This is a genomic window from Streptococcus sp. A22 (assembly GCF_043674215.1).
Lineage (GTDB): Bacteria > Bacillota > Bacilli > Lactobacillales > Streptococcaceae > Streptococcus > Streptococcus suis_V.
This window is the reverse complement of record NZ_JBIMJQ010000006.1, coordinates 67,537-79,666: the sequence shown is the minus strand read 5'-3', so window position 1 is coordinate 79,666 and position 12,130 is coordinate 67,537. Positions and strand designations below refer to the sequence as shown.

General features: G+C 41.7%; 9 protein-coding genes and 1 pseudogene. 3 read left to right on the top strand and 7 right to left on the bottom strand.

The genetic code is table 11. The annotated features are described in order from the left end of the window. Positions 1–6: 6 nt before the first annotated feature. Genes ACHBHN_RS03895 through ACHBHN_RS03885 form a run of 3 tightly spaced genes read left to right on the top strand, consistent with a single transcriptional unit; the run spans position 7 to position 4,219 of the window. Entirely contained in the window at positions 7–1,236 is a 1,230-nt protein-coding gene (locus ACHBHN_RS03895; protein ID WP_105123095.1) for an aminoacyltransferase, read from the top strand. Between the two features lie 19 nt (positions 1,237–1,255). Then, the gene (locus ACHBHN_RS03890) at positions 1,256–2,551 is read left to right on the top strand and encodes a peptidoglycan bridge formation glycyltransferase FemA/FemB family protein (RefSeq protein WP_394733639.1); all 1,296 of its coding nucleotides are present in this window, start codon (positions 1,256–1,258) and stop codon (positions 2,549–2,551) included. A 27-nt stretch (positions 2,552–2,578) separates the two neighbouring features. Then, positions 2,579–4,219, top strand: coding sequence for an oligosaccharide flippase family protein (locus ACHBHN_RS03885; RefSeq protein ID WP_394733638.1), 1,641 nt, complete (start codon positions 2,579–2,581; stop codon positions 4,217–4,219). A 53-nt stretch (positions 4,220–4,272) separates the two neighbouring features. Here ACHBHN_RS03885 and tpiA read toward each other — a convergent pair whose 3' ends face one another. The 7 genes and pseudogenes from tpiA to ACHBHN_RS03850 form a co-directional block, all read right to left on the bottom strand. Beyond that, entirely contained in the window at positions 4,273–5,025 is a 753-nt protein-coding gene (gene tpiA / locus ACHBHN_RS03880; RefSeq protein WP_004298713.1) for a triose-phosphate isomerase, read from the bottom strand. Between the two features lie 173 nt (positions 5,026–5,198). Next, positions 5,199–6,395, bottom strand: a complete 1,197-nt coding sequence (gene tuf, locus ACHBHN_RS03875) for an elongation factor Tu (protein ID WP_024531546.1) — start codon at positions 6,393–6,395, stop codon at positions 5,199–5,201. 123 nt (positions 6,396–6,518) lie between these two features. Then, positions 6,519–7,100 (bottom strand): anti sigma factor C-terminal domain-containing protein, encoded by a 582-nt coding sequence (locus ACHBHN_RS03870; RefSeq protein ID WP_394733637.1) that lies wholly within the window; start codon positions 7,098–7,100, stop codon positions 6,519–6,521. Positions 7,101–7,131: 31 nt separating this feature from the next. Continuing rightward, complete coding sequence (locus ACHBHN_RS03865) at positions 7,132–7,473, bottom strand: sigma factor regulator N-terminal domain-containing protein (protein WP_238595427.1); 342 nt, start codon at positions 7,471–7,473, stop codon at positions 7,132–7,134. Further along, positions 7,460–7,957: pseudogene (locus ACHBHN_RS03860) on the bottom strand (RNA polymerase sigma factor). The gene ACHBHN_RS03865 and the pseudogene ACHBHN_RS03860 overlap by 14 nt, the downstream one beginning before the upstream one ends. Positions 7,958–8,079: 122 nt before the next feature. Then, positions 8,080–10,776, bottom strand: a complete 2,697-nt coding sequence (ppc, locus tag ACHBHN_RS03855; protein WP_394733636.1) for a phosphoenolpyruvate carboxylase — start codon at positions 10,774–10,776, stop codon at positions 8,080–8,082. A gap of 8 nt (positions 10,777–10,784) precedes the next feature. After that, positions 10,785–12,017, bottom strand: coding sequence for an FtsW/RodA/SpoVE family cell cycle protein (locus tag ACHBHN_RS03850; protein WP_172067573.1), 1,233 nt, complete (start codon positions 12,015–12,017; stop codon positions 10,785–10,787). Positions 12,018–12,130 lie beyond the last annotated feature (113 nt).

Sequence of the window (12,130 nt, the reverse complement as noted above, 5' to 3'; positions counted from 1 at the left end):
AAAACTATGACATTAAGAGTAATCACTGAACAAGAATTTCAAGCCCACATTGATCAAGCAAAATCCCAACTTTTTGAGCAATCTCCAGAAATGGCCAGTCTGTTAAAAAAGCGGGGCTATGAAGTGACCATCCTAGGTTATGAAGTAGAAGGAGATTTGAAAGTATCCGCTATCTTATTTAGCACTCCAATTGCTGGTGGACTCCATATGGAACTTCACAATGGACCTATTTGTACTGATGAAACCTATCTTCAGGATTTTTATAAGGGGTTACAACACTTCGCAAAAAAAATGCAGGCAATTGAACTCAAGGTAAAACCCTACCAGTCCCTCCAGGAATTTGATACCAATGGCAATCCAACTACGGACATCAATCATACCATCATTGACCAATTAACCTCTATTGGTTACCATCATCAAGGATTACATGTCGGCTATTCTACAGGGGATTGGTACTACATCAAAGATTTGACCGGTCTAACTCAAGAAAATCTATTTCAATCTTTTAGTAAGAAAGGGAAGCCACTCATAAAGAAAGCTAAAACATTTGGCATCTCCATTCGTAAGTTAGAGCGGGATCAATTGGCACTTTTCCAAAAAATAACAGTTGCAACTTCCGATAGACGAGATTTTAATGACAAACCGTTAGAATATTATGAGTACCTATATGATAGTTTCGGTGATAAGGCAGAGTTTCTTGTCGCTAGCTTGAATTTCAAGAACTATTTAGACAATTTGGCTCGAGAACAAGGGGGGCTATCAGGCAAGATCGATCAACTCCAAGCTGACCTGCTCCAAAATCCAACTTCAGAAAAAAAGCAAAATCAATTACGCGAACTCAAGAGTCAGTATGAAACATTTGAAATCCGTAAAGAAGAAGCACGAAACATGATAGAAAAATATGGGCAACAAGATGTCCCACTTTGTGCAAGCCTTTTTGTCTACCTAAAAAAGGAAGCCTACTATCTCAATAGTGGTTCCTATCCTGAATTTAATAAATTCTATGCGCCAGCAATACTTCAAGAACATGTAATGCTTGAAGCTATCAAGCGCGGATGCCAGTCCTATAACTTCTTAGGGATAAGTGGACAGTTTGATGGAAGCGATGGTGTGCTACGATTTAAGCAGAATTTTAACGGCTATATTAAACGTACACCCGGAGTATTCATGTACTATCCAAATCCACTTAAGCACAGTCTCATTCAAGTTGTCAAGAAAGTTTTAGGTCGATATTGATAAATCTAGGAGGACTCCTATGTCTTTAGAGCTAATAACTGACGAATTGTTCCAGGAACATATCAAAAAAGCGAATCGTCAATTTTACGAACAATCACCCCAAATGGCGACTCATTTACGGAAAAGGGGATATAGGGTACAAATTCTTGCCTACGTAGTCGAAAAGGAGATACAGATTTCTGCGATTGTGTACAGTCAGCCAATTGCAGGTGGCTATCGAATGGAGCTACACAATGGTCCCATTGTAACCGACAGCGCCTACTTGCACGATTTTTTTAAACAACTAATGGAGCTACACAATGGTCCCATTGTAACCGACAGCGCCTACTTGCACGATTTTTTTAAACAACTCCAGGATTTTGCAAAAACAAACAATGTGATTGAATTGGTTGTCAAACCCTATATCCCATATCAATACTTTGACAGTCAAGGTACACCAACTTCTGAACCAAATGATCTCTTCATCGAACAACTGACTAGCATTGGTTACACACACTCGGGTTTGCAGAGAGGATTTGATAGTGGCGATTGGTACTACCTTAAGGACCTTTCTCAACTTGATTCTAAAACCCTGCTGCCTTCCTTTAACAAAAACGGTCAACAGCTAGTAAAAAAAGCTAGAGGGATGGGAATTCAGATTGAAAAATTGCCAAAAGAACGGTTAGAACTTTTTAAAGCGATCACTAATGAAACAGCCGAACGAAACGGCTTTTTAGACAAGGATCTAGAGTATTACCACTGTATTTTTGATGCCTTCGGAGAAGATGCCTCATTCCTAAGCGCCTCAATCGATTTTCAAGAATACCTCAACATATTATTAAACGAAAAAGCAGACTATGAACAGCACCAAAACCAAATCATATCTGATTTTGGTGCTACCCCAACCGGAAAAAAACAAAAAAGTAAACTAGCTAATCTTAACGAGCAACTTCGTAAAATCAAAGAAACTATTGAAGAGGTCAATCGTATTATTGAGAAACATGGAAATGGAGTGACCCCACTAGCAGTAGGACTTTTCGCTTATCTCGACAAGGAAGCCTACTATTTACATAGCGGATCCTCTCCTGAATTTTGTCATTTTCCTGCACCTTCCCTTTTACAAGAATTCGTCATGTTGGAAGCCATAAAACGCGGTTGCCAAACGTATAATTTTCTTTGTTTTAGCGGTCAGTTTGACGGTAAAGACGGCGTCCTACGTTTTAAACAGAATTTTAATGGCTATATCATGAGAACACCTGGTGTTTTTACTTACTTGCCTAGACCCTATAAGTATCACTTCTATCGATTGGTCAAAAAACTATTGCGACGCTTGTAACCCCTAGTAGAAATTTTGAGAAAACACATGTCACAAACACAAAAACAACTTACACAAAAAGATCAAATGCTCCGTGGAACTTTTTGGTCCACAATCAGTGATTTTATTAGTAGATTGCTCGGAGCACTTTATATCATTCCATGGTTTTATTGGATGGGTCAGTTTGCAAATGAAGCCAATGCCCTCTTTTCCATGGGGTATAATATCTATGCGACTATCCTACTTTTTTCAACATCAGGTATCAATGTCGCGCTTTCTAAACAAATTGCGCGCTACAGTGTACAGAATCAAACCGAAACAATTGCAGCATTGATAAATGGCTTTTTGAAACTAATGGTTGTCTCTGGCCTCTTCTTTTCCACCTTGATGTACTTCACTTCTCCACTATTATCTGAAGGTATGGGACTCGGGCACGATTTAGTTCCAATTCTCCATAGTCTATGCCTTTCAGTCCTTGTATTCCCAGCAATGTCAACGATTCGTGGGATATTTCAGGGCTATGCCAATTTGAAACCAAATGCACTTAGTCAAATTTGGGAACAAATTATTCGCGTCATCTGGATGTTACTGACCACATATATGATTATGCAGGTAGGCAATGGAGACTATAAAGTTGCAGTTATGCAATCAACATTGGCAGCATTTATTGGTATGGTCGCCAGTGTTATCGTATTGCTTTATTTCCTAAAAAAAGAAGGACTTTTTCACCTTCTAAAAAAACCAAAAACGTCCACATTGGAAATTGATGTTACATCCTTAGTAATTGAAACCTTTAAAGAAGCTATTCCATTTATCATTATCGGATCTGCTATCCAAGCCTACCAGTTGATTGATCAAATGACCTATATACGAGTGATGGAATCCGTAACAAACTTTGATGTCAAACGGTTAATGGTTCTCTACTCCTATATGTCGGCCAATCCCAATAAAATTGTCATGATTTTAATTTCAATTGTCAATTCAATAGGTGGTATTAGCATCCCACTTTTAACAGCTAATTTCTTGAAAAAAGATCACGAAGCTTCTGCTAGTTTATTGCAACACAATATAAAATTGATGAATCTATTCATCATCCCAGCTCTTACTGGTGCCCTGCTCCTTTCAAATGAACTGTATACTATTTTCTATTCCCAACCGGAATCGATCGCCCTGCAATTATTCAACCATGCACTAATTCAGACATTATTCTTATCCGTGTATGGACTTTTATCACCAACTCTATTAGCATTTTTCGAAGGCAAACGAGCGATTAGTTACTTCCTTATTGGTTTCATCGTAAAACTTATTTTACAGATTCCATTCATCTACCTATTTCATTCAAATGGTCCACTTGCAGCAACTAGTTTGGCTACCTTAACCGCCATCATTCTTATGTATCACCGTATCCACCAGTTGGTGGGACTTGATCAAAGCCTACTCATAAAACACCTTATCCAAGTTCTATTTGCCACAATCCTAATGGGAACACTTGTCTTCCTTGGGAGAATTGGTCTGGATTTATTCCTAATCGGTACTGGAAAACTAACCATGTTGATTAAACTAGTGCTCTTATCTGGTATTGGTGTTCTTACTTACGGCTACCTAACTCTAAGATCACAGATTCTTGATGATATTCTTGGGACGAAGGCAAATTCTCTACGAAGAAAATTCAACATTACACCCAAATAATAAAAATAGGATTTCCCACCATCACGTCGTAGGAAATCCTATTTTTTATTTTATTAAAAATTTAATAATGCCAAGAAGCTTTCAGCTTCAAGTGAAGCACCACCAACAAGGGCACCGTCAACGTCTGGACAAGCCATGTATTCAGCAACGTTTGATGGGTTTACAGAACCACCATATTGAACACGAACCTTGTCTGCCACTTCTTGACCAAAGTCAGCAGCAACAACGTCACGAACAGCTTTACACATGTTTTGTGCATCATCTTTAGTAGCTGATTTACCAGTACCGATTGCCCAGATTGGCTCATAAGCAATAACAAGTGATGCAACTTGCTCAGCAGTCAAGTCTTTCAAGGCTGCAGAAACTTGAGCACCTACGAATTCAACTGCTTTACCAGCTTCGTAAGTTTCAAGTGACTCACCACAACAGATGATTGGTGTCAAACCATTACGGAAGATAGCGTGTGCTTTCTTGTTGATATCTTCATCCGTTTCATGGAAGTAATCACGGCGCTCTGAGTGACCAATAACCACATAGTTAACTCCCATTTCAGCCAATACTTTTGGAGAAGTTTCACCAGTGAAGGCGCCAGCATCTTCAAAGTAGCAGTTTTGAGCAGCAACTTTCAATTCAGAATCTTTAGCGAACCACAAAAGAGCGTTCAAATCTACAGCTGGAGCTGCGATAGCTGCTTCAATTTTGTCGCCAGCAGGCAATTTGCCTGCAATAGCCTCAACGAAAGCTTGTGCTTCTTGAGGATTTTTGTTCATTTTCCAGTTTCCTGCAATGATTGGTTTACGTGACATTTCACATACCTCTTCTTTTTTATTTTACAAAGCCCATTATAGCATAAAATCAGGCAAGGATAAAGCATTTCCGTGCATTTTATGAATACTTACAGAAAAACTCTCTACCCGAAAGTAGAGAGTTACAATTTAGTTGTCTGACTATAATTGTTATTTCTGGGAACTCAATCGAATTAAGCTTCGATTTCTGTAACCATACCTGAACCAACAGTACGTCCACCTTCACGGATAGAGAAAGTAGTACCTTGTTCAACGGCGATTGGGTGGATCAATTCAACGTCGATAGTAACGTTATCACCAGGCATTACCATTTCAGTACCTTCTGGCAATTTGATTGAACCAGTTACGTCAGTTGTACGGAAGTAGAACTGTGGACGGTAGTTGTCGAAGAATGGAGTGTGACGTCCACCTTCTTCTTTAGTAAGGATGTAAACTTCACCTTTGAATTTAGTGTGTGGGTTGATAGAACCTGGTTTAGAGATAACTTGACCACGTTCGATTTCATCACGTTGAACACCACGAAGAAGCACACCAACGTTATCGCCGGCAAGACCTTCGTCAAGTTGTTTACGGAACATTTCAACACCAGTTACAACTGCTTTAGATTTTTCTTCTTGAAGACCAACGATTTCGATTTCATCGTTGACACGAACAGTACCACGGTCGATACGTCCTGAAGCTACAGTACCACGACCAGTGATTGAGAATACGTCCTCGACTGGAAGAAGCAATGGCTTGTCAGTATCGCGTTCTGGTTCTGGAATGTACTCATCAACTGTGTTCATCAATTCCATAACGATGTCTTCGTACTTAGCATCACCTTCAAGGGCTTTAAGAGCTGAACCTTGGATAACTGGAAGATCGTCACCTGGGAAATCGTATTCTGAAAGAAGGTCACGGATTTCCATTTCAACCAACTCAAGCAATTCTTCGTCGTCTACCAAGTCAACTTTGTTCATGAAGACGATAAGGTGTTTAACACCAACCTGACGTGAAAGAAGGATGTGCTCACGAGTTTGTGGCATTGGACCGTCAGTAGAAGCTACTACAAGGATCGCACCGTCCATCTGAGCGGCACCAGTGATCATGTTTTTAACGTAGTCCGCGTGTCCTGGAGCGTCGATGTGAGCGTAGTGACGTTTTTCAGTTTCGTACTCAACGTGTGCAGTGTTGATTGTGATACCGCGCTCGCGCTCTTCTGGAGCAGCATCGATAGACGCATAGTCTTTAGGTTGGTTAACTGATGAAGGCAAGCGACGTGCCAATACAGTTGTGATAGCTGCAGTCAAAGTAGTTTTACCGTGGTCAACGTGTCCAATTGTACCAATGTTAACGTGTGGTTTACTACGATCGTATTTTTCTTTTGCCATTTTGGTAAAAGCCTCCAATAAAATATATTTTATAGATAGACAGTAGGCAATACGGTCTAACTTTACCTTACTATTCTATCAAATTGTAGCAGAAATGCAAGCATTTTCTATTTTTTTTGTGATTTATTCCATGTAGAGCTGATAATAGGGCTGATTTTGGATGGAAGCACCGATGCTTGAGGATGCAATCCAAGTTTGATTTTCTAAGGAAACAAAGTTTTCTGCCGGTCCTGTCAGGATGACACCAGCAAATTCTAGCTTGTCAATTTCCTCCTGCTTGGTGAAGTCTGTATCGCCGAATTTAGCAATGTAGTCTTCTACATCATTGAGAGGAAATCGGTCAAAACTTCCCTTATCTTTTTTTGAGAGTTCAATATATTTCTTCATCATCTGAATACCAGACTTGAACTCCACCTGGTGTTCTGCTGGAATATCAGCTGGAAAACTTCTCATACTCTGCTCTTTGAAGCCGAACAGCTCATCCGGGGTCACCAAGGTACGGTCCCTGTGACAGGTCCCAATCCAGTACCAATTTTGCTTAAGATTTTCTGGAATCATCTGCTTAATCTGACCCAGTGTGTACTTCTTATCAAATCGAATGGCAACTTCTACCAGCTGACCGTCCATGTCCTTAAGATATTTGAGCTGATTCTTTTTCTCCACATTCCGTAAAAGTGGGAAGCTTGGTATTGCTTGAATAATCATAGAGAAAATCTAAACTAGCCCCTGGGGAGTTCTAAGTAGGGTCATAGTGCATACTAAAGAGGGTAAAGTAGACTTCCCTTTGACCAAAAGAAATAGGGACACCAGCTATATCCTTGCTCAAATTATAGTAGATTTTACCTGAAAAAAATCCCGTTTCTTGTATTTTTATCCCATCATGGCGAATGTTGGGATAGGCGATTTCTGTCAGCAAATTGTACCGTTCTCGCTCGCTATTAATGCGTGCACCGTAAATCATTTTAACCATCCAAGAACCAATAAAAAGGAAAACAAAACCAATGAGCAGGGATAAGCTGATTGTTTTTAGCAGGTGTTTCCTTCTACTCTTCTTGGTTGCAATTTCAAAAGTCTTCATAGTGATACCCCTTTTCTGTCAAGGTCTTGGCCAATTGTTTCCGTCCTCTGTGGAGATTGATTTTAACTAAGCTTTGAGATTAACCTAAAATTTTGGCAATCTCCTTGGTTGTCATCTCCTGAAAATAGTAGAGGTCCAAGACTAGCTGATACTTGCTCGGCAGCTCTGCTATTGCCCGATAGAGCGGCTCATAAGACCTGTCGTCAAATTTTGTCCAACCATTTTGGTGGAAAAATTCCTTCTGTAAGATGTCATGATAATGTTTGTCTCTCCTGTATTTGTCAATGTAAGTCCGAATTGCTGAGCGGTAAAGCCAGGCTCTTAGTTTTTCGAAAGGAAGGACAATATCGGAGGTGAGAATTTTGACCAGGACATCCTGGGCAATATCCTGGCTATCTGCAGGATTGGCGCCTGACTGTTGCAGATAGTAGGAAATTTCCTCAGCTATAGCAATGACTTCTTTTTCATAATCATCTAGTTTGATACTGCTCCCCTCCCTTCACTAATATAACGAATGAATCTGCAATCGGTTACACAACTTTTCTATACCCATTATACATTTTTTGACAAGCAAAAAACAACCTCCGCAGAAGTTGTTTTCGTCTCTTATCCTGAATTTCGGAGGCCTGTCGCCACACCGTTAATGGTGATGTGAATCAGGCTTTCCTGCTCCTTGCTGAGCTCCCCACGACGGAGGCGGTTAATGAGCTCGATTTGGATATAGTTAAGAATATTGAAGTAAGGCATGCGGTAGTCCAGACTGGCCTTGAGGAAAGGCAGTTCGTCTAGCAACTCTTCATGTTGCTCAATAGACAAAATCATGTCTTTAGTCAGCTGCCACTCATCTAAAATGGCATGGAAGATATTGCGAACTTCCTCTGTCTCACACATTTTGGCGTATTCAAAGGCGATGTTCATGTTGGATTTAGATAAGACCATGTCTACATTTGACAAGAGTGAACGGAAGAAAGGCCAGCTCTCGTACATTTTTTGTAGTTTAGCTAGATTTTCAGGCGCCTTGTCAATATAGCGTTTGAAACTAGAACCAACACCATACCAACCTGGCAGCATGACACGGTTTTGTGACCACGAGAATACCCAAGGAATGGCACGGAGCCCACCGATTTCAGTAATGGTCTTACGGGCTGCTGGACGAGAACCGATATTCAAACTGGAAATCTCACGGATTGGCGTCGCGGCAAAGAAGTAATCGTAGAAACGAGGATTATTGAAGACCAGGTCGCGGTAAATAGTATAGCTATCCGCCACAATCTCATCCATGGTTTCACGGTAACTACCAATTTCATCCGGATCCGTAATCATCTGCGTTACCATACGATCCAGCGTTGCAGACACCAGCATTTCCAGATTGTAGTAAGCTGCGTCCTTGTTACCATATTTATTACCAATCACCTCGCCCTGCTCGGTCAAACGGATACGGTCTTTGATAGAACCGAATGGCTGGGAGGTAATGGCATCATATGATGGACCACCACCACGACCAACCGTACCACCGCGGCCATGGAAGAAGGTAATCTTGACACCATTTTCTTGACCGATTTGGGTCAATTCATTCTGGGCCTTGTAGAGGGTCCAGCCTGATGACAGATAACCACCGTCTTTATTGGAATCCGAATAGCCCAACATGATTTCCTGGTAATATTTATTGCCAGCAATCCAGCGTTTGGCCAGGTCTAATTTCAGATAATCTCGCATGGTAGCAGCAGCATTGTCCAAATCTTCAATGGTTTCAAAGAGTGGAACAATCTGAACACGGGCCTTGTCGACATCAACCAGACCAACCTCCTTGAGCAAGACTGCCAATTCTAGCAAGTCTGATACGCTCTCTGAGTGGGAAATGATGTGCTGTTTGATGACCTCTTCACCTAGCTTATCCTTGAGTTCACGCGCTGTAGCAAAGATTGCCAACTCTTTTTCCAACTGCTCTGACTTGGCTACATGGGTTGCTGACAGGATGCGTGGGTCTGTTTCCAATTGTTTGAGGAGCACATGGCACTTAGCCTCTTCTGACAGGCTTGAATAATCTTCAACGATCCGTGCAGATGCTAGGAGCTCTGCTACACTTGCTTCTAAGATAGATGAATCCTGACGCATGTCGATGCTGGCCAAGTAGAAGCCGAAGGCTTCAATCGCTTCTAAAATCTCTGTCAAATCTCCCTTAATCAGTGCCGCTGTTTTATTTTCTTTCAGGGATTTCTTGATAGCCAGCAGGTCAGCCTTGAAAGCAGCAACGTTTTCATAGCGATCATCAGTTGGTTTGTTGTGCACGAGGTAATCACGCGTGTTTGCCAACTTCATCTGGATATAATGGAAGGCACGGCGGTAGGGTTCGTTTTCACGATAGACAGACTGATCCTGTGACAAATCAGCCAATTGCTGAACTGCCGGACTGACCTTGACAATAGTGGTCGACAGTGAGAAATTACGGTAGAGCTTGTAAAGCTGCTCATCGTAATAGTTCATAATCACTTGGCACTGGGTCAGGGCTGATAATTTCAAGGTTTCGGCCGTCACAAATGGGTTTCCGTCACGATCACCACCAATCCACATACCCATGGTAATAGGACGCGGATTATCCAACTCAATGCCCTTCTCGGCAGCCAGACGCTTGTACTCTCCTTGGAGCTTGGTCACTGCCTTAATGAAGGAGGAATTGTAATACTCCATGACATTGGTAATTTCATTGGTAACCTTGAGTTTCTTCTCCCGTGTCATATCCGTCTGCATGATGATTTCGATATAAAGACGCAGTTGGTCTTCCCACTTGGTCCGGTTCATCAAGCCCAATTTGACATCGCGGTAACGACGGAGCAATTCGTGGATATGCTTGGTCAAATCCAGCATGGACTGGCGTTGAACCTGAGTTGGGTGGGCCGTCAAGACAGGAACGACATTGAGTTTTTCAAGGATTTCAGCCGCATCTTCATGTTTGGACACCATATCAATTGTTGTGGAAATTTTTCCTAGATAATCATGACCAATATTATTTTGATGGTTGATTTCATAGGCCAAGTCCACATCTTCAGAGATGTTAATCAAGAGAGGTAAGATAGCGAAATAGCGAGAAATCACAGCCAATTCGTCATTGTCTAACTGGCCGATAATATCAATCAAGGCCTGGTAATCATCCTCATGTGAGAGCTGAGAAAGCTCCAAAATCTTCTGAAAGGTATCTGCAGACATCATCTGTCCAGCTACCTCTTCAAGGATAGTGGTCAGGATAGCAACTTCTTCCTTGATAGCATCCTTGTTGTTGTAGTTTTCTAACTTCTGAATTTTCATATTTCTCCCTAACTTTCTGTTTTAGCCATAGTCTGCTCTATTTCCTCTTCCCAGAGCTCCCGTTTCTCATTTGCATCAACATTTAAAACAAAGGCAATTCCTATAGAAATAACCAACAAGCTATTCCCCCCTTGTGATAGGAAGGGGAAGGTCACTCCCGTAGCAGGAATCAAGCCGGAAATACCACCGACATTGACAAAGGTCTGAATCAGCATCATCCCTGCTACTCCCAAAGCCATCATGGAATTGAAGGGGCGTCTAGCCCGGATACCCACCACAATAATTCTCAATATCAAAAAGAATAAGAGGGCGAGAATCAGGGAGGCTCCGACAAAGCCTAATTCTTCGATGACAATGGAAAAGACAAAGTCTGTATGGGCTTCTGGCAGATAGCCATTTTTCTCAATAGAATTTCCCAAGCCTCTGCCCAGCCAACCGCCATTACTCATGGCGTAGTAAGAATTGGTCAGCTGCAAACCTGATTCTGTCGCGTTTTCAAAGGGATTGAAGTAGGCTGAGAAGCGACGGGCAATATAGCCAAAGACGGGAATCCGTGCCACCAAATCAACCCCTAAAATCCGAATGGAGCCCAACAAAATGGTTGCTCCCAGGACCAAGCCCATCAGGACTGTTGAGAACCAGCGATAAGCCACACCACTGACCGTTACCATGACCAAAATAATCAAAACAACAATCGTAGCATTCCCCAAATCGGGTAGGCTGGCTACCAACCCCAGGAAAAACAGGCTGACAATCCGCCAATCATTAAAGGCCTTGGGCATCCAGCTTCCCTTAATCAAGGCCTGGTAATCATAGACCTGGATATCCCTCTGCATAGCGGAAAATCGTGCCGCCAGGTACCAGACAATCAATAATTTCAAGTATTCCGCCGGCTGGAGACCGATGATTCCCCCCGGTCCCAAGCGAATCCAACCGTGGGCACCATTGACCGGATCAAAGAAACGCGACGCGACCAACATGGCTACTTCTAAGAGGAGAAAGAAGCGAATCAGCCCCTTCTTCTTCAGGACCGTCAATTTCATCCGGTAGATGATAAACATGGCTACCAAACTCAGAATCCAGAAAAGTCCCTGGCTAATGACCATGCTAAAAGGATTTCCGCCCTTTTGTATTTGTAGGGCACTGGTTGTTGAATAGACAATAATCAAGCCGATCACTGAAAGAATCAGATAGGGCAAGAGAATAGAATAGTTCAGCAAATGCCGTTTATCAATCTTCATTGGTCCTCCTATAAAAAACAAGTTCTATGCTGTATATTATTTCTATTATAGCATAGTTTCATCAAAAAACGAGAGAATAGCCAAGCAGATTCAAAAATAAGGAACATTATTCT